This window comes from Streptomyces sp. NPDC048417 (assembly GCF_040651615.1).
Classification (GTDB): domain Bacteria; phylum Actinomycetota; class Actinomycetes; order Streptomycetales; family Streptomycetaceae; genus Streptomyces.
Window position 1 is genome coordinate 31785 of record NZ_JBEZKI010000010.1, and the last position, 18395, is coordinate 50179.

Annotated in this window: 16 protein-coding genes; 11 read left to right on the forward strand and 5 right to left on the reverse strand. The window is 70.2% G+C overall.

Going from position 1 to position 18395, the window contains the following annotated elements:
• Nucleotides 1–187: 187 nt before the first annotated feature.
• Nucleotides 188–1528 carry a pyroglutamyl peptidase gene (locus AB0D59_RS17285; protein WP_362565615.1) on the forward strand — a complete coding sequence of 447 codons (1341 nt, stop codon included), beginning with the start codon at nucleotides 188–190 and terminating at the stop codon, nucleotides 1526–1528.
• Here the strand turns inward: AB0D59_RS17285 and AB0D59_RS17290 are convergent.
• Nucleotides 1518–2318 carry an EI24 domain-containing protein gene (locus AB0D59_RS17290; RefSeq protein ID WP_362565616.1) on the reverse strand — a complete coding sequence of 267 codons (801 nt, stop codon included), beginning with the start codon at nucleotides 2316–2318 and terminating at the stop codon, nucleotides 1518–1520. The two genes, AB0D59_RS17285 and AB0D59_RS17290, sit on opposite strands and share 11 nt — an antisense overlap.
• Before the next feature lie 186 nt (nucleotides 2319–2504).
• On the opposite strand from AB0D59_RS17290, the gene AB0D59_RS17295 reads away from it, so the two are divergent.
• Nucleotides 2505–3662 carry a serine hydrolase domain-containing protein gene (locus AB0D59_RS17295; protein WP_362565617.1) on the forward strand — a complete coding sequence of 386 codons (1158 nt, stop codon included), beginning with the start codon at nucleotides 2505–2507 and terminating at the stop codon, nucleotides 3660–3662.
• Between the two features lie 93 nt (nucleotides 3663–3755).
• Here AB0D59_RS17295 and AB0D59_RS17300 read toward each other — a convergent pair whose 3' ends face one another.
• A complete protein-coding gene (locus AB0D59_RS17300; RefSeq protein ID WP_362565619.1) occupies nucleotides 3756–4754 on the reverse strand; it encodes an NADP-dependent oxidoreductase in 999 nt (332 codons plus the stop codon).
• A gap of 90 nt (nucleotides 4755–4844) precedes the next feature.
• On the opposite strand from AB0D59_RS17300, the gene AB0D59_RS17305 reads away from it, so the two are divergent.
• Nucleotides 4845–5294 carry a MarR family transcriptional regulator gene (locus AB0D59_RS17305; RefSeq protein WP_362565621.1) on the forward strand — a complete coding sequence of 150 codons (450 nt, stop codon included), beginning with the start codon at nucleotides 4845–4847 and terminating at the stop codon, nucleotides 5292–5294.
• Between the two features lie 53 nt (nucleotides 5295–5347).
• Here AB0D59_RS17305 and AB0D59_RS17310 read toward each other — a convergent pair whose 3' ends face one another.
• Entirely contained in the window at nucleotides 5348–5821 is a 474-nt protein-coding gene (locus tag AB0D59_RS17310; RefSeq protein WP_362565623.1) for a carboxymuconolactone decarboxylase family protein, read from the reverse strand.
• 109 nt (nucleotides 5822–5930) lie between these two features.
• Entirely contained in the window at nucleotides 5931–6770 is an 840-nt protein-coding gene (locus tag AB0D59_RS17315) for a hypothetical protein (protein WP_362565624.1), read from the reverse strand.
• Nucleotides 6771–6971: 201 nt separating this feature from the next.
• Between AB0D59_RS17315 and AB0D59_RS17320 the strand changes: the two genes are divergently transcribed.
• The 8 genes from AB0D59_RS17320 (at nucleotide 6972) to AB0D59_RS17355 (ending at nucleotide 17472) form a co-directional block, all read left to right on the forward strand.
• Nucleotides 6972–8129 carry a mandelate racemase/muconate lactonizing enzyme family protein gene (locus tag AB0D59_RS17320; RefSeq protein ID WP_362565626.1) on the forward strand — a complete coding sequence of 386 codons (1158 nt, stop codon included), beginning with the start codon at nucleotides 6972–6974 and terminating at the stop codon, nucleotides 8127–8129.
• Nucleotides 8126–9130 (forward strand): alcohol dehydrogenase catalytic domain-containing protein, encoded by a 1005-nt coding sequence (locus AB0D59_RS17325; protein ID WP_362565628.1) that lies wholly within the window; start codon nucleotides 8126–8128, stop codon nucleotides 9128–9130. Before AB0D59_RS17320 ends, AB0D59_RS17325 begins: the two co-directional genes overlap by 4 nt.
• Before the next feature lie 115 nt (nucleotides 9131–9245).
• The gene (locus tag AB0D59_RS17330) at nucleotides 9246–10223 is read left to right on the forward strand and encodes a hypothetical protein (RefSeq protein ID WP_362565630.1); all 978 of its coding nucleotides are present in this window, start codon (nucleotides 9246–9248) and stop codon (nucleotides 10221–10223) included.
• A 145-nt stretch (nucleotides 10224–10368) separates the two neighbouring features.
• A complete protein-coding gene (gene chvE, locus AB0D59_RS17335) occupies nucleotides 10369–11478 on the forward strand; it encodes a multiple monosaccharide ABC transporter substrate-binding protein (RefSeq protein ID WP_362565631.1) in 1110 nt (369 codons plus the stop codon).
• A 43-nt stretch (nucleotides 11479–11521) separates the two neighbouring features.
• Entirely contained in the window at nucleotides 11522–13072 is a 1551-nt protein-coding gene (mmsA, locus tag AB0D59_RS17340) for a multiple monosaccharide ABC transporter ATP-binding protein (protein WP_362565633.1), read from the forward strand.
• Entirely contained in the window at nucleotides 13069–14313 is a 1245-nt protein-coding gene (mmsB, locus tag AB0D59_RS17345) for a multiple monosaccharide ABC transporter permease (RefSeq protein ID WP_362565635.1), read from the forward strand. The genes mmsA and mmsB overlap by 4 nt, the downstream gene beginning before the upstream one ends.
• 53 nt (nucleotides 14314–14366) lie before the next feature.
• Nucleotides 14367–15527: an aldose epimerase family protein gene (locus AB0D59_RS17350; protein ID WP_362565636.1), complete on the forward strand. Its 1161-nt coding sequence runs from the start codon at nucleotides 14367–14369 to the stop codon at nucleotides 15525–15527.
• 229 nt (nucleotides 15528–15756) lie between these two features.
• A complete protein-coding gene (locus tag AB0D59_RS17355; RefSeq protein ID WP_362565638.1) occupies nucleotides 15757–17472 on the forward strand; it encodes an aminotransferase class I/II-fold pyridoxal phosphate-dependent enzyme in 1716 nt (571 codons plus the stop codon).
• Between the two features lie 100 nt (nucleotides 17473–17572).
• On the opposite strand, the gene AB0D59_RS17360 is transcribed toward AB0D59_RS17355, so the two are convergent.
• Nucleotides 17573–18373, reverse strand: a complete 801-nt coding sequence (locus AB0D59_RS17360) for a methyltransferase dimerization domain-containing protein (protein WP_362565639.1) — start codon at nucleotides 18371–18373, stop codon at nucleotides 17573–17575.
• Between the last annotated feature and the right edge of the window lie 22 nt (nucleotides 18374–18395).

Genomic DNA, 18395 nt, shown 5'->3' on the forward strand with positions numbered 1-18395 from the left:
GGTGATCGCCCTCCTGACAGTTATCCCGTACGAACCCTTCACAAACACCCGGGAGCCGCCGCACATCGCGAACACTCCGGGAGACGGCACGGTCGCTGCCCCGCGGCGTGGACCGCACCGCGCTCCGCAGGCGATACTGCGGCCCGAACGGCACCACGCACCCCACTGCGACGGAAGGCCAACTCCCGTGACTTCGCTGCGCGTTCGGATCGGTGTTCTTGGAATCGCCCTGATGGCCGGTGCGCTCGCCCCGGGCGCCGCACACGCGGCCACCGTGTCCTCGTCGTCCTCGTCGTCCTCGTCGTCCTCGTCGTCCTCGTCGTCCTCGTCCACCCCGTCCACCCCGTCCTCCCCGTCCTCCCCGTCCTCCCTCACCGTCGAGGAGCAGCGGCTCGACGGGGCCGTGCCGCAGGAGATACTCCGGCGGTCCGGGTTCGACGCCGTGGCGCCGGGGTTCGCGCGGGCGCTCGGCGGCGCGCACTCGTACGCGCAGGCCCGGCGGATCGTCGTACGGGACGGGTCCGCGTTGTGGCGGCGGGCCGTGGACCGGGCGCAGGGGCGGGGGCCGGTCTCCGGTGATCTCAGCCGGGACGACGACCGGCCGCTGTACTGGGCGCGGCTCGGGATGACCCGGGACGTGCGCACCTGGGGGCCGGGGTTCGGGCTGAGCGAGCGGCAGCGGGCGGCGCTGCTCGACGTGCTGGAGCGGACCTCGCGCGGGCAGACCGACATCCGGTATCCCGGCAAGGGCGTGCGGCGGATCCTGGTCACCGGGTTCGACCCGTTCACACTCGACCGGGACATCCGGATCTCCAACCCGTCCGGGGCGAGCGCGCTGGCCCTCGACGGCACGGTCGTACAGACCGCGCAGGGGCCCGCGCGGGTGGAGACGGCCGTCTTCCCGGTGCGGTGGGGCGACTTCGCGCAGGGGACCGTGGAGCGGACGCTGCGGCCGTATCTGCCGAAGGTGGACCTGTTCACGACCGTGAGCCAGGGGCGGGTCGGGCGGTTCGACGTGGAGCGGACCAACGGGGCGTGGCGGGGCGGGTTCCCCGACAACGACAACGTGAGCCGGACGGAGACCGTCCCGGTCGCCGACCCGGCCTCGCAGCCGCAGTGGACGACCACGACCCTGCCGTACGCGGCGATCGTGGCGGCGCCGACCGGGCGGTTCCCGGTGTACGACCACACCGAGGTGACCGAGATCCCGGCTGGGGGTGCCCCCTCTGGGGGAGGCACGGAGGCCGTCGTACGGGCGGACGGGCCGACTCCCGGGTCCACGGCACGGGCCGGGGGCGGCGGGGACTATCTGTCCAACGAGATCGCCTATCGGGCCACGCTGCTGCGCGACCGGCTGGGGCTGCACGACAGCCTGCCCGGCGGGCATGTGCACACGCCGGTGCTGCAGTTCGGGGCCGGGAACACCACCGAGGTGACCGACCCGGAGTTCGTGCGCAACCGGGTGGACATCATCGACCAGGTGCGGGCGATCGTGACCGTGGCGGCGGACGCGAGCTTCAGGAAGTGACCCGCCGGTCCTCGTCCCGGTCCTGATCCGGGTCCTCCTGCGCCGTCTCCTCGCCCAGCAGGTCGCGGGCGAGGAGGGTGGCGCCCGCGACCGCGCCCGGCATCAGGAACACCGCGACGAAGGGCACCAGGAAGGCGAGGCCCAGCGGGGTGCCGAAGCCCCACACCAGGGTCTTGCGGGAGCGCAGCAGGGCGAGCCGGGCGCGCAGGTCCACGCCCCGGCGCTGGAGGGCGACGGCGGCGAGTTCCTCGGTGAGGAAGAAGCCGGTCACGAAGAACCCGACGACCGGTACGACGGTCTGCCCGACGAGGGGCAGGAAGCCGAGGGCGAAGAGCAGCAGGCCCCACAGGCCGGCCCGGAGCAGAACGCGCAGGCTGTCGCGGGCCGAGATCCACAGCTCGCGCCAGAACGGCAGCCCGGACTCGGGCGCGGTGCCGTCGGGCGAGACGTCCGCGTCGACCTTCTCGGAGAGGTTCTCGTAGAAGGGCTGGCCGATCAGCAGCGTGACGGCGGTGAAGGTGAGGACGGCGAGCAGGAGGCCGAGGGCGAACAGCACGGCGGTGAGGAAGCCGCGGAACAGCCCGAGCCAGGGGCTGGACCAGTCGTCGGCGAACGGGGTGGCCCAGGCGACGAAGTCCTCTCCCCATATCGCGAGGGCGACCAGCGCCGCCGCGTAGAGGACGAGGGTGATCAGGCCGGGCAGCAGACCGAAGCCGTACTGCTTGCCGTGCCGGCCGACCCACCGCTGGCCCTTGAGCAGATATCCGAAGCCCACCCCGAGATCACGCATGGCGAAGACTTTACCGGCGCGGTCCCGGGGCACAGTGGGGGCATGAACCCATCGGACGGCGCTGACACCAAGACCTCCTGGTCGCTGTTGAGTCGAACGGGTGCGTCCCGCCGTACCGATCTCAGGAACCAGCAGGGCGTTGTTCACCATGGGAGCTGCCCGCGGCGGCTCGGTTGAGGAGAGCGGATGACGCAGGAGATCACCGTCCAGGGCACGGTCGCGGAGGGCTTCGAGGCGGTGCGCGAGGAATTCGCCGCCTTCGTCGCCGGCGAACCGGCCGACTACGAGGGACAGTTGTGTGCGTACGTCCACGGCCGGCGGGTTGTCGACCTGTGGGCGGGCGAGGGGTCCGACGGGGACTCCCTCTACGGCGTGTTCTCGTCCACCAAGGGCGCCGCGCACCTGGTCGTGGCGATGCTGGTACAGGACGGCACGCTGGAACTGGACCGTAAAGTCACCTACTACTGGCCGGAGTTCGCCGCGGAGGGCAAGGGCACGCTGACCCTGCGGGAGCTGGTCGCGCACCGGGCGGGTCTGATCGGCACCGACACCGGGTTCAGCCCGCAGGAGCTGACGGACGACCGGGCGATGGCCGAACGCCTCGCCGACCAGCGGCCGTTCTGGCGCCCGGGCATCGCCTTCGGCTACCACGCCCTCGTCATCGGCGCACTCACCGGCGAGGTGGTACGGCGGGCGACCGGCCGTACCCTCCAGGACGTGTACGAGGAGCGGGTCCGGGCGCCGTACGGTCTGAGCTTCTTCCTGGGCCTGCCGGCCGCGCACGAGCCGCGCTTTCGCACGACCCGGCCGATGCGGCCGACGCCCGAGCAGCAGGCGCTGCTCGACGCCCTCCCGTCCGGCCCGCACACGCTCGCCGGGATCGCCTTCAACGAGCACGCGGCCGAGCCCGTGGACCTGGCGGCCCTGCCCAACGACCCGCTGGTCCGCGCCAAGGGCCCGGCGTCGTTCGGCGGGGTGGCCTCGGCGCGCGGCCTGGCCGGGATGTACGCGGCGCTGCTCAGCGAGATCGACGGCAAGGCCCCGCTGCTGAAGGAGGACACGGTGGCGGAGTTCGGCCAGTTCCACTCGGTGGGCTACGACCTGGTGGCGCGCGCCCACAAGTCGTACGGCCTGGGTTTCCAGGCGACGGCGGACACCTGGCACCCGTTCCTGGGCGCGGGCACGATCGGGCACAGCGGTGCGGCGGGGTCGCAGGCGTTCGCGGATCCGCGGAGCGGGGTCGCCTACGGCTACACGCGCCGGAGGTGCGCGTTCCCGGGGGGAGCCGCGCCCGAGAACGACCGGTTGGCGAGAGCGGTGCACCGGGCAGCTCTGGCCGGCTGAAACGCGCCCCGGCACCCGAGAGGCCGCACCCCACGTCCAAGGGTGCGGCCTCCGTACAGCGCAACGACGGATCTCAGCCGATCGTCACGGCGGTCAGAGCTTTACGATCATCTTCCCGGTGTTGTCGCCGCGCAGGACCCCGAGGAACGCCTCCAGGTTGTTCTCGATGCCCTCGACGACCGTCTCGCGGTACTTCAGCTGCCCGGAGGCCACCCACGGGCCGACCTCGGCGACGAACTGCGGCTGCAGGTCGTAGTGGTCGCCGACCAGGAAGCCCTCGATCCGGCCGCGGGTCTGGATGAGACGGGCGAGGTTCTTCGGACCGGGGACGGGCTCGGTGCTGTTGTAGACGGAGATCATGCCGCAGACCGCGATCCGGCCGTCCCGGTTCAGCTGGCCGATGGCGGCCTCCAGGTGGTCGCCGCCGACGTTGTCGAAGTAGACGTCGACGCCGTCCGGGGCGGCCGCGCGCAGCTGCTCGCCGACCGGGCCGTTCTTGTAGTTGAAGGCCGCGTCGAAGCCGTACTCCTCGACCAGCAGCTTGACCTTCTCGTCGGAGCCGGCCGAGCCGATCACCCGCGAGGCGCCCTTGAGCCTGGCGATCTGGCCGACCTGGCTGCCGACCGCGCCGGCCGCGCCGGAGACGAAGACGGAGTCGCCCTCCTTGAAGGAGGCGGTGCGCAGCAGGCCCGCGTAGGCGGTGAGGCCGGTCATGCCGAGGACGCCGAGGTACGTCGACAGGGGCGCGGCCTCGGGGTCGACCTTGACCGCGGTCTTCGCGTCCACGACCGCGTACTCGCGCCAGCCGAGGAAGTGCAGGACGTGGTCGCCGACCGCGATGCCCTCGGCGTTGGACTCGACGACCTCGCCGACCGCGCCGCCCTGCATGACCTTGCCCAGCTCGAAGGGGGCGGCGTAGGACTTGGCGGCACTCATCCGGCCGCGCATGTACGGGTCGACGGAGAGGTACGCGTTCCGTACCAGCACCTGTCCCTCACCCGGCGTCGGAACCTCCGCCTCGACCAGGGCGAAATCCTCCGGCTTCGGCCAGCCGACGGGACGGCTGACCAGGTGCCACTCGCGGTTGATCATGACAAGCGCCTTTCCTAATTACTTCAGTACCTGAAACAACCATGCTCCTGAATATTTCATGATGTCAAGTAACGGGGTACCCTTGGGCACATGCCGTCCTCACAGTCCAGCCCAGCGAAGCTCCAGCGACCCGACGCCCTGACCCTCGAGGTCGTCGAGCTGATCGGGGATGTCGTGGCCCGTTTCTACGCGGACTACGAGGAGGCGGCGGGCGAGCACGCGCTCACCGGGGCGCAGGCGCGCCTGCTCAGCCTGCTCTCGCTGGAGCCGCTGCCGATGCGGAAGCTGGCGCAGAAGCTGAAGTGCGAGCCGTCGAACGTGACGGGGATCGTGGACCGGCTGGAGGCGCGGGGGCTCGCGGAGCGACGGCCCGACCCGGCCGACCGCCGGGTGAAGCTGGCCGCGGCGACGGACGAGGGCCGGCGGGTCGCCCGCGAGCTGCGCGACGGGTTGCGCTTCGCGCGGGAGCCGCTGGCGGGACTGTCGGACGCGGAGCGGCTGTCGCTGCGGGATCTGCTGCAGAGGATGCTGGACGCGTAAGAGGGGCGCCACCGCCGAGACCGGCCGGTGGCAGCCCCTCTGGAGCGTGCTCGTTACGCGAACTGGCCGGGACGGTAGTCGCCCGCCGGCTGCTGGAAGATGACGTTCAGCCGGTTGTAGGCGTTGATCAGGGCGATCGTCGCCACCAGCGCGATGAGTTCCTCTTCGGTGTAGTGCTTGGCCGCGTTCTCCCACACCTCGTCGGGGACCCCGCCCGCCGCGTCGGCGATCCGGGTGCCCTGCTCGGCCAGCTCCAGCGCGGCGCGCTCGGCGTCGGTGAACACGGTCGCCTCGCGCCAGGCGCCGACCATGTGGAGGCGCTGCTGGGTCTCGCCGGCGGCGGTCGCGTCCTTGGTGTGCATGTCGAGGCAGAAGCCGCAGCCGTTGATCTGGCTGGCGCGGATCTTGACCAGCTCCAGGGTGGCGGCGGGGATCGACGTCTCCCCGGCGGCCTTGCCCGCGCCGTTGAAGGCCTTGATCAGCTTGTTGGCGGTGGGGCTGGCGAAGAGGTTCAGACGGGCTTCCATGGTGTGTTCCTCCGTTGGGTTCAGCGGGATACACACCTATGACGGAGGGGGTTCCGCGGATGTGACACGGTTTGCTCGATTTGCTTTGGCAGCAAGCCGCGAGCGGTTCTTACGAGCACCACCACAGGAACCGCGTGCACTCACTCTGCGACGGGGTGGGGGCCGGGTTCGACGTCGTCGGGTCGGCCGTCGGCGTCGAACCCGCCGTGGAGGTCGGTGCCGCCGTCGGTGTCCTCGTCGCCGTGCCCGTCGTCGCCGACTGTGCCGACGTGTCCTTCGGGGACGCCGACGGCGACTTCGACTCCTTGTCCTTCGACGCGGAGGGGGACGCGGAGGCGGACGGGTCGGCCGAGGCGGAGCTCGCCGCGCCGGACGCGCCGGACGCGTCGTCCAGGGGCTGGGCCGTCGTACCCGGGGACGACGTCGACGTACCGCCGTCGGCGCTGTCGCCGCCCGCCGAGGCCGGGCCCGGGCTCGTGAACGGTATGGCGTCCGTGCCGAGTTCGGCGAGGCTCAGGCTGCCCGCCGCCAGGACGCACGCCACGCTCACGAGCAGGATTCTGCGGCGCCGCCGGCGATGGGCCGCGGCCTTGCGGTCACGACGGCTCCCGTCGGCCGCGGAAGGCTCCTCGACGCCCTCGGCAAGGCTCTCGGCGGCTCGTCCCCGGCTCCGGCCGCCGCGCCCGCGTGCCGCCCGCCGCCGGTCCGCCCGGCCACCCGTCACGGGCTCGTCGCCCTCGCCGTCGTCACCGTCGTCGGCCGCGTGTGCGTCCTCGCGGAACTCCGTCTCCGGGTAGGGGGCTTCACCGGTCACGGCCGGGTCGGTCACGGCCGGGTCGGGGGCGGCCGCTTCCCGCGCGGACGCGCGTAGCGTTTCGGCCGGAGCGCCGCACCCCGGGCAGGCGAGGGCGCCATTGAGGTGCCGTCGGCACGGGTAGCAGTAGTCCATGACGCGGGAAGACTAAGTTCCCCACCGGTCACTTAACCACCCGGCCCTGTGAAGGTTCTGTGGGAGACCGGAAAACCTGTCGAAAGCCTTGCCGAAACCGTTACCTGTTCGACCCATTGACACCCCGACCGTCCCGTCCTTACTGTCGCGCCAGCATTTCGAACGTGTGACGAAATCTCGAACAGCTGAGGGGCAACTGCCGTGCGCATCACCGGAATCAGCACACACGTGGTCGGGACGCCGTGGCGCAACCTGACGTACGTCCAGGTGCACACCGACGAGGGGATCACCGGAGTCGGCGAGACCCGGATGCTCGGTCACACCGACGCGCTGATCGGCTATCTGCGAGAGGCCGAGGCCAACCACATTCTCGGTTCCGACCCGTTCGCAGTGGAAGACCTCGTACGCCGGATGAAGTACGGCGACTACGGCCGGGCGGGCGAGATCGTCATGTCCGGCATCGCCGTGGTGGAGATGGCCTGCTGGGACATCAAGGGCAAGGCGCTGGGCGTGCCGGTGTGGCAGCTGCTCGGCGGGAAGGTGACCGACAGGGTCAAGGCGTACGCCAACGGCTGGTACACGACCGAGCGAACGCCGGAGGCGTACCACAAGGCCGCCCAGGGGGTGATCGAGCGCGGGTACAAGGCGCTGAAGATCGACCCGTTCGGGACCGGGCACTTCGAGCTGGACCACGAGCAGACGCTGTACTCCGTGTCGCTGATCGAGGCCGTGCGGGACGCCATCGGGCCGGAGGCCGAGCTGATGCTGGAGATGCACGGCCGCTTCTCCCCCGCGACGGCCGTCCGGCTCGCGCGCGAGCTGGCGCCCTTCAAGCCGGCCTGGCTGGAGGAGCCCTGCCCGCCGGAGAACCTGAAGGCGCTGGAGAAGGTCGCCGCCAAGGTGGACATCCCGGTCGCCACCGGTGAGCGCATCCACGACCGGATCGAGTTCCGCGAGCTCTTCGAGAGCCAGGCCGTGGACGTCATCCAGCCGGACGTCGGCCATATCGGCGGTATCTGGGAGACCCGGAAGCTCGCCGCCACCGCCGAGACCCACTACGTGCTGGTCGCCCCGCACAACGTCGGCGGCTCGGTGCTCACCGCCGCCTCCCTCCAGGTCGGGTTCACCTCCCCGAACTTCAAGATCCTGGAGCACTTCAACGACTTCGCCGACGCCGAGATCAAGAAGGTGGTCAAGGGCGCGCCGGAGGTCGTCGACGGGTACTTCCAGCTGTCCGACGCGCCCGGTCTCGGGGTCGAGTTCGACGCCGACGCCGCCGCCGAGTTCCCGCAGCAGCAGGCCCGCTTCGACCTCTGGGCGGACGGCTGGGAACAGCGCAAGCCCAAGGGGACCAAGTGAGCTCCCAGGTCGTCGTCGAGGCGCCGGGCGTCCACCGGGTCGAGGAGCACACGCCCCGCGACCCCGGTCCCGGCGAGGCGCTGGTCGCCGTGCACGCGGTCGGGATTTGCGGAAGCGACCGCGAGGTGTACCAGGGGAACCGGCCCGAGGGGTACGTCCGTTACCCGCTGACGCCCGGCCACGAGTGGTCGGGGACCGTCTCCCGGGTGGGGGCCGGGGTGCCTGCCTCGCTCGTCGGGCGCAAGGTCGTCGGCGAGGGGTTCCGGAACTGCCAGGTGTGCGACCGGTGCCACGCCGGTGAGACCACGCTGTGCACGGACGGGTACGAGGAGACCGGGTTCACCCAGCCGGGCGCCATGGCCGCCACCCTCACCCTGCCGGCCCGGCTGCTGCACGCCCTGCCGGACGACGCGGATCTGACCGCCGCCGCCCTCCTTGAACCCGCCGCCTGTATCGCGGCGGCCGCGCTGAAGGGCAGCGCGCGGCCGGGTGAGCGGGTCGCGGTGGTCGGCACCGGGACGCTCGGGATGTTCGCCGTGCAGTTCCTGAAGGCGATCTCGCCGGGTGAACTGCTGGTGGTCGGGACCCGGAACGACCGGGAGGCCCTCTCCCGGCAGTTCGGGGCGACCGACTTCCGTACCAGGGACCAGAAGCTCCCCGACGACTTCGACGTGGTCATCGAGACCGCCGGGTCCGCGTCCGCCGCGCGCACCGCGGCCGCGCTGCTCCGGCGGGGCGGGCGCCTGGTCCTGACCGGCATCCCGGCCGCCGGTGCCGAGGGTCTGGACCCGACCGACCTCGTCGTACGGCAGCTGGAGGTGCACACCGTCTTCGGGGCGCCGCCGGATGCCTGGGCGCACACGGTACGGGTCTTCGGGGCCGGACTCCTCGACCCGCTGCCGCTGGTCACGCACGAGCTGCCGCTGACCGGGTTCCCGCAGGCCATCGAGCTGGTGGGGGCCGGTGATCCGAAGGTGGGCAAGGTGCTGCTCCGCCCCTGAGTCGTACGCCGGTCGCGGCGTGCCCTGACCTCGCCGTGACCGGCGTACCACCAAGCCGTTTTCCATAGCCCGAGCCGCGAACCTTGTCCGAAATACCGAACGTGAAGGACAGCTTGTGACGACCGACGCTTCCGTTACGGCGGCCCGCCGACCCGGTGAGCAGGCGCTCACCGCTCTCGGCCTGGGTGCGCCCGCCCTCGACCCCGCCGACGCCTCCGCCCACAGCTTCCCGGGCGGCGGCAAGTGGCGCACCGAGATCCCCTCCTGCGAGGGTCCCGAGGCGCTTGCCGTCGTCCTCAAGGAGTCCTCGCGCCTGGACGTGCCGATCCACCGGATCAGCCAGGGCAGCGGCGTGTGGATGCTCACCGACGCCGAGATCACCGAGATGGTCGAGGCGACCGCCGAGCGGGACATCGAGCTGTGCCTGTTCACCGGCCCGCGCGGCACCTGGGACATCGGCGGCTCGGTGCGCTCCGACTCGCGGGGAGCCGGACTGCGCGCACGCGGCCACGACGCCGTCGCCGGATGCGTCGAAGACGCTGTACGGGCAACGGAGTTGGGCGTCAAGTGCCTGCTCGTCGCCGACGAGGGCGTGCTCTGGACGCTGCACCGGGCCCGGCGGGCGGGGATCATCCCGGCCGACACCACGCTGAAGGTGTCCGCGCTCGTCGGGCCGGTCAACCCGGCCTCGTACTCCGTCTTCGAGCACCTCGGCGCCGACTCCGTCAACGTGCCGAGCGATCTGACACTCGATCACCTCACCGAGATCCGCCGGGTGTCCGGCGCGCCCATGGACATGTACATCGAGGCCCCCGACGACCTCGGCGGCTACGTCCGGATGTACGAGGTCGCCGAGCTGATCCGGCGCGGCGCACCGATCTATCTGAAGTTCGGCCTGTCCAAGGCACCCGGTATCTACCCGTGGGGCACCCATCTGCGGGACGTGACCCTGGACACCGCGCGGGAGCGGGTGCGTCGGGGGCGGCTCGCCCTGGACCTGCTCGCCCGGCACGGCGCGGACGGGGACATGGCACCGCTGGGGTCGCGACTGCCGGGGGTCCTCAACCGGTTCCCCACCGAGGGTTCTGCCTGACGTCCGGCCGGGACCGCGGGCCGTCGGCGGCCGGTCACGCCCACGCGGCGGAGCCGCACATCGATACAGCCCCGCGCCCCTTCGGGGCGCTTCAACCGACCTTGCATGAAACATCTCAACGACGAGAAGAACAGGGACCGATCACATGCGCACTCGTAGAAGCGCCCTCACCCTCATAGCCGGGGCCGCCTCCCTCGCCCTGACCCTGTCCGCGTGCGGCCAGAGCGGTGAGGGCGGCAGCAAGGACGACAGCGGCAGCGCCAAGGGCGGCACGATCGGCATCGCGATGCCGACCAAGTCCTCGGAGCGCTGGATCGCCGACGGCAACAACGTCGTCAAGAACCTGAAGTCCAAGGGCTACAAGACCCAGCTGGTCTACGGCGAGGACGACCCGGAGACCCAGGTCTCGCAGATCGAGAACCTGATCACCCAGGGCGTCAAGGGGCTGATCATCGCGGCCATCGACAACAAGTCCCTGAACAACGTGCTCCAGGAGGCCGCGGACGCCAACATCCCGGTCATCGCCTACGACCGCCTCATCCTCGGCACGAAGAACGTCGACTACTACGCGTCCTTCGACAACGAGAAGGTCGGTGTCGAGCAGGGCACGTACATCGTGCACAAGCTGGGCCTGGACAGCGGAAAGAAGGGCCCGTTCAACATCGAGCTGTTCGCCGGCTCGAACGACGACAACAACACCAAGTACTTCTTCAACGGCGCGATGAGCGTGCTCCAGCCGTACATCGACAAGAAGGAGCTGGTGGTCAAGTCCGGCCAGACCGCACTGAACAAGGTCACCACGCTCCGCTGGGACGGCGCGACCGCGCAGTCCCGCATGGAGGACATCCTCACCTCCTCCTACAAGTCCGCCAAGGTCGACGCGGTGCTCTCGCCGTACGACGGCATCTCGATCGGCATCATCGCGGCGCTGAAGTCGGACGGCTACGGGTCCAGCAGCCAGCCGCTGCCCGTCATCACCGGGCAGGACGCCGAGCTGGCCTCGGTGAAGTCGATCATCGCGGGTGAGCAGACGCAGACCGTCTACAAGGACACCCGGCAGCTCGCCAAGGTCGCCGCGACCATGGTCGACGACGTGCTGAACAAGAAGACCCCGCAGGTCAACGACACCAAGACGTACAACAACGGGTCCAAGGTCGTCCCCGCCTACCTGCTGCAGCCGGTCAGCGTCGACAAGGCCAACTACGAGGACGTCCTGGTCAAGGGTGGCTACTACACCGACGCCGAGCTCAAGTAATCCGCCGACCCCTGATCGACAAGCACTGATTGGAAGGCAGACCATGGCGGGACCCGTCCTGGAAATGCGCTCGATCGTCAAGACCTTTCCCGGTGTCAAGGCGCTGTCGGACGTCACCCTGACCGTCCGTCAGGGCGAGGTCCACGCCATCTGCGGGGAGAACGGCGCCGGCAAGTCGACCCTGATGAAGGTCCTCTCCGGCGTCCACCCGCACGGCAGTTACACGGGCGACATCCTCTTCGAGGGCGAGCCGTGCGAGTTCGGTGACATCCGGGCGAGCGAGCAGCGCGGCATCGTGATCATCCACCAGGAGCTGGCGCTGTCGCCGTACCTCTCGCTGGCGGAGAACATCTTCCTCGGCAACGAACACGCCAAGGGCGGCTTCATCGACTGGCGGGAGACCCTGCGGCACGCCACCGAACTGCTGCGCCGGGTGGGTCTGGGCGACCACCCGGAGACCCGTGTCGCCGACATCGGCGTGGGCAAGCAGCAGTTGGTGGAGATCGCGAAGGCGCTCTCGAAGAAGGTGAAGCTGCTCATCCTCGACGAGCCGACCGCGGCTCTGAACGACGAGGACAGCGGCAAACTCCTCGATCTCATCCTGGAGTTGAAGAACCAGGGCATCACCTCGATCATCATCTCGCACAAGCTCAACGAGATCCGCCGGGTCGCCGACTCGGTGACGATCATCCGGGACGGTCACTCCATCGAGACCCTCGACGTGAAGTCGGCGGAGACGACGGAGGAGCGGATCATCTCCGGCATGGTCGGCCGCGACCTCGACCACCGCTTCCCCGAGCGCACCCGCTACGAGGGCGAGGAGGACGCGGCACCGGCCCTGGAGATCCGCGACTGGACCGTGCTGCACCCGATCGACCAGGAGCGCAAGGTCGTCGACGACGTGTCGATCCACGTCCGGCGCGGCGAGATCGTCGGTATCGCCGGCCTGATGGGCGCGGGCCGTACCGAACTCGCGATGAGCGTCTTCGGGCGGACCTACGGCCGTTACGCGGGCGGCTCGGTCCTCAAGGACGGCACGGAGATCCGTACCAAGTCGGTCGCCGAGGCGGTCGGGCACGGCATCGCCTATGTCACCGAGGACCGCAAGCACTACGGCCTCAACCTCATCGACACCATCAACCGCAACATCTCACTGACCGCGCTGAACAAGGTCGCCAAGCGCGGGATCGTGGACGAGCACGAGGAACGGCAGGTCTCCGAGGGCTACCGCACGTCCATGAACATCAAGGCGCCGACCGTCTTCGAGCCGGTGGGCAAGCTGTCCGGCGGCAACCAGCAGAAGGTCGTCCTCAGCAAGTGGATCTTCGCAGGCCCGGACGTGCTGATCCTGGACGAGCCGACCCGCGGGATCGACGTCGGCGCCAAGTACGAGATCTACACGGTCATCGACCGGCTCGCCGCCCAGGGCAAGGCGGTCGTCTTCATCTCCTCCGAGCTGCCCGAACTGCTCGGCATGTGCGACCGCATCTACACCATGGCCGCGGGCCGGCTGACCGGTGAGGTGCCCCGGGCCGAGGCCACGCAGGAAGTGCTGATGCGCCATATGACGAAGGACAAAGAGGTAACGCGATGAGCACGGATGTCACCGCCAAGAGCCCGGCGCCCGCGCCGCCGGGCAAAAGCGGATCGGCCGCCGACCAGAACCTGCTCCGGATGGTCCTCGACGGGCTGCGCCGCAACATGCGCCAGTACGGCATGCTGATCGCGCTCGGCCTGATCGTCGCCCTGTTCGCCGTGTGGACCGACGGGGACCTGCTGCTGCCGCGCAACGTCTCCAACCTGGTCCTGCAGAACAGCTACATCCTGATCCTGGCCATCGGCATGATGATGGTGATCATCGCCGGGCACATCGACCTGTCGGTCGGCTCGCTGACGGCGTTCGTGGGCGCCTTCGCGGCCGTACTGACGGTCAATCACGGGGTGCCCTGGCCGGTCGCGTTGATCCTGTGCCTGGCGATGGGTGCCGTGGCCGGCGCGCTGCAAGGTGTGCTGATCGCCTACTTGGGCATACCGTCGTTCATCGTCACCCTCGCCGGGATGCTGCTCTTCCGCGGTCTCACCGAGATCCTGCTCCAGGGCCAGACCATCGGCCCGTTCCCGAACGGCCTGCAGAAACTGGGCAACGGCTTCCTCCCCGAGGTGGGCCCGCACACCAACTACCACAACATCACGCTGCTGCTGGGTGTCGTGCTGATCGCCGCCGTGGTCTGGCAGGAGTTCCGGGACCGGCGCCGCCAGCAGGAGTTCGCCCTGGACGTGCCGCCCACCCGGCTGTTCCTGCTCAAGCTGACCGCGCTGGTCGCCGCGATCCTCGTCCTCACCCTGCTGCTCGCCAGCTACAAGGGCGCCCCGATCATCCTGATCGTCCTGGGCGCGCTGGTCGTCGGCTACGGCTACGTGATGCGCAACGCGGTCTTCGGCCGGCACATCTACGCGATCGGCGGCAACCTGCCGGCGGCCAAGCTGTCCGGCGTCAAGGACAAGAAGGTCTCCTTCTACGTCTTCCTGAACATGGGCGTGCTCGCGGCCCTGGCCGGTCTGGTGGTCGCCGCCCGGCTGAACGCGGCCTCGCCGAAGGCGGGTGACGGCTTCGAACTGGAGGCGATCGCCTCCTCGTTCATCGGCGGCGCCTCCATGAGCGGCGGTGTCGGCACCATCCTCGGTGCCATCATCGGCGGTCTCGTCCTCGGCGTGCTGAACAACGGCATGAACCTCCTCAGCGTCGGCACCGACTGGCAGCAGGTCATCAAGGGCCTCGCCCTCCTCGCGGCGGTCGGATTCGACGTGTGGAACAAGCGCAAGTCCGGTTCGTAGTCAGCTCGGGCCCCGCCGGAAGGCGGGGCCCCTCCTATTTGCAGGAGCCGCACATGGAACTGAACAGACGCACGGTCATCGCAGGAGCCGCGGCCGCGGGCATCGCCGCCACCACCCTCGGCGCCGGTACCGCCGAGGCCGCCACCGCCTCGGGAGGCAGGAAGCCGGTGAAGGAGTCCTTCGGGAAGCTCGCCGACGGCACCAGGATCTACCGCTGGTCGCTGGAGAACGGCGGCACCCGGCTGAAGGTCCTCAACTGGGGCGGTGTCGTCCAGACCCTGGAGGTCCCGGACCGGCGCGGCCACTACGCCAACGTGGTCAACGGCTTCGACGACATCGCCGACTACGTGGCCGGCTCGCCGTACTTCGGCGCGCTGATCGGCCGCTACGGCAACCGGATCGGCAAGGGTCAGTTCACCCTGGACGGCAAGAGCTACCAGCTCTCCGTCAACGACGGCGTGAACAGCCTGCACGGCGGCACCCAGGGCTTCGACAAGCACGTCTGGGACGTCGAGCCGTTCACCAAGGGCTCGGACGTCGGCCTCGTCCTGCACTACACCAGCGTCGACGGGGAGATGGGCTACCCGGGCACGCTCAAGGCGACGGTGACGTACACCCTCACCAAGCACGGTGAGTGGATCATCGACTACCGGGCCACCACCGACAAGGCCACGGTCGTCAACCTCACCAGCCACGTCTACTGGAACCTCGCCGGCGAGGGCAGCGGCACGATCGAGGACCACGAGCTGACCATCGCGGCGGGCCGGTACACGCCGACCGACTCGGGGCTGATCCCGACCGGTGAACTGGCGACCGTCCACGGCACGCCCTTCGACTTCCGCGAGACGAAGACGATCGGGCGGGACATCCGGGCCGGCCACGCGCAGCAGGTGCAGGCCAAGGGGTACGACCACAACTGGGTCCTCGACAAGGGGATCACCGCGAAGCCGGAGCACATCGCGACGTTGCGGGACCCGCGGTCGGGCCGCACGCTGAAGATCGCGACCGACCAGCCGGGGCTGCAGTTCTACTCCGGGAACTTCCTGGACGGGACGCTGACGGGGACGGGCGGGCGGACGTACCGGCAGGGGGACGCGCTGTGCCTGGAGACCCAGCACTTCCCTGACTCGCCGAACCACGCGACCTTCCCGTCGACGGTGCTTCGGCCGGGGCAGGTCTACAGGACACGGACGGTTCATTCGTTCGGGGCCTGAGGCAGCGTGGGCGCGACCGGTAAGGGGCTGGTCGCGCCCACGCGGCGGAGCCGCATGTCGGTAGAGCCCCGCGTCCCTGACGGGGCTCTGAAACTCACGTTTCTTTCACATCCGTTGAACAGCGTCACACGAGACTCCGTACTCAAGGGTGGCCCGTGCTCCCCCGCGCGGGCCACCCAAGACGACGGGCCCGGTCGTCCCCACCGGGCCCGCCTCATACGGAGGTTCAATGGCCGGCAACGTCACCTCGTTGTTCCGCAGCGGTGCGCACAGCCCGTCGATGGCGGCGCTGACCCGTGAAGGGGGCGAGGGGGCCGGTCCCGTTGACTTCTGCATTCCCTGCAATCCGTACTTCCCCACTCCGGCGATGATGGAAACGATGGCGTCCCGGCTGAAGGACATCATCACGTTCTACCCGAGCAGCGCCGACACCATCACCGCCGAGCTGTGCCAGCTCCTCCAGCTCCCGCCGCAGGCCGTCGCCATGGGCAACGGCTCCACCGAGCTGATCACCTGGATCGACCACCTGCTGGTCCGCGAGTCCCTCGCCATCCCCGTCCCCACCTTCGGCCGCTGGACCGACCAGCCGATGGAGACCGGCAAGCGCGTCGACATGTTCCCGCTCCAGGAGTCCAACGGCTTCGCCCTCGACCTCGCGCAGTACGCCGAGTTCATACGCAAGCGGGGCACCCGGGTCGCCGTCATCTGCAACCCCAACAACCCCGACGGCGGCTTCCTCCACAAGCAGGCGCTGGTCCAGTTCATGGACGCCATGGCCGACCTGGACCTGATCGTCATCGACGAGTCGTTCCTGGAGTTCGCCGACGCCGAGGCCGAGCCCAGCGTCGTCCAGGAGGCGATGCTCCGGCCGAACGTGATCGTGCTGCGCAGCCTCGGCAAGAACTTCGGTCTGCACGGCATCCGGTTCGGCTACATGGTCGCCAACCCCTCGCTGGCCGGCAAGGTCCGCTCGATGCTGCCGAAGTGGAACCTCAACGCGTTCGCCGAGTACGTCGTCTTCATGCTCAAGGAGCACGGCGCGGAGTACGCGCAGAGCCTGCTCCAGGTCCGCAAGGACCGGCTGGAGATGGCCAGCCAGCTCTCCGTCCTGCCCGGTCTGACCGTCTATCCCTCGCAGGGCAACTTCCTCTTCGTGCGCCTTCCCGTCGGCGCCGAGGGCACGGTGGTCCGGGACCGGATGCTCACCGAGCACCGCATCCTGGTCCGCGAGTGCGGAAACAAGATCGGTTCGTCCAGCCGCTTCCTGAGGCTCGTGGTGCGCCCCGAGGTGGACGTGCGTCGCCTGGTGTCCGCCATGGAGCAGGTGCTCTACGGGTCCAGGAGGGGAGCCGCCGTGCCCGAGCTGGGCAATGGGACCAGCTACAGCTCGGGCACGGCGGCGGTGGACCGGCTGGTGAGCGAGACCAACGGGGCGGGCATGCAGCTCGCGCAGGCCGTCGGTATGGGGCCCGTCCCCGGTCTCACCGCGGCGCCGGCCATGGGGCCGGGCCTCACCGCGGCGCCGGCCATGGGGCCGGGCCTCACCGCCGCTCCCGCTGCCGGTGTCGGCATGCCGCTCCCCGTCGCCGCCCAGCAGGGTGGTGTCGGGATGCCGATGCCGGCGGCAGCGCCCGCCATGCAGCAGCCTCAGCCGATGGTGGCCCAAATGCAGGCGCCCATGCAGGCGCCGCCGATGCAGGCACCGCCGATGCAGGCACCGATGCAGATGCCCATGCAGGCCCCGGTTCCCGTGCCGCCGCCCGCTCCGGCCGGGCCCACCCCGGCCGGGGTTCCGGCGCGGGGTGGGCTGACCGCCGCGCAGGTGCGGGGGATGACGGCACCTGCGCCGGCGCCTCCGGCGCCCGGGTTGTCCCCGGCGCCGGCCACGGGGTGGCCGAACGCGCAGAGCTGGCCCAACGCGGCGGGGATGGGGCAGGCCGGGTAGGCGCCGCCGTAGGGGTGCGGTGCGTGGTCGGGTGCGGCGCCGTTGTGGCTGGTCGCGCCCACGCGGCGGTAGCCGCACATTCAACGCAGCCCCGCGCCCCTTACGGGGCGCCTGAGCTGGGCGGTACCCGGGGACGCCGTCGCTGATGGCGCCCACGCGGCGGTAGCCGCACATTCAACGCAGCCCCGCGCCCCTTACGGGGCGCCTGAGCTGGGCGGTACCTGGAGACGCCGCCGCCCACGTCCGCCACGCGCCGTACGCCGGAGAAGTCGACCAGGTCGGGGACGGGCGTGAACATCTCCGCGCTCGCGGCCATCGCCCGGTGGAAGAGGTCGCCGAGTTCGGGGTGTTCGGCGAAGTAGGTGAAGTGGTGCTGTCCGTGGCGGTGGGCGAAAGCTTCCTGCCCGGTGCGTACGGCGTACGTCAGACCGGCGAAGGAGTCGTGGAACGGGCCGCCGTACAGCAGCGCGAGGGGGTGCAGGGAGAACTCGGTGCCGGTGTGCAGGGGCTCGCCGAGGGCGGTGAGGTGGCAGGTGCCGTCGGCCGAGGCGGTCAGCAGGCCCAGAGTGGCCAGGTAGCGGAGGAGCCGGCGCAGGGCGTCGAGGTCGGTGCCGGTGTGGTCCGCGAGGGTGTCGGCGTCGAGGCCCGGGCGGGCGGCGAGGTGGTCGGCGATGCGGAGTTCGGCCATGGTGCGGACGGCCTGGGTGGCCCAGGCGCCGGTCATGACGCCGAGAAGGGAGCGGGTCGCGTCCGGCACCGGGTCGTGGCGGCCGGGCAGACGCAGTTCGAAGCGGCGGTGGTGGGCGGTGCGGAAGCAGAGGACGGTGACGTTCTCGTGTTGGTTGTAGCCGCAGGTGGGGGCAAACGCCGCGGTGCCCGTCCGCATCATGCGGACGGGCACCGGATGGAGCGCCGGGCAGGCC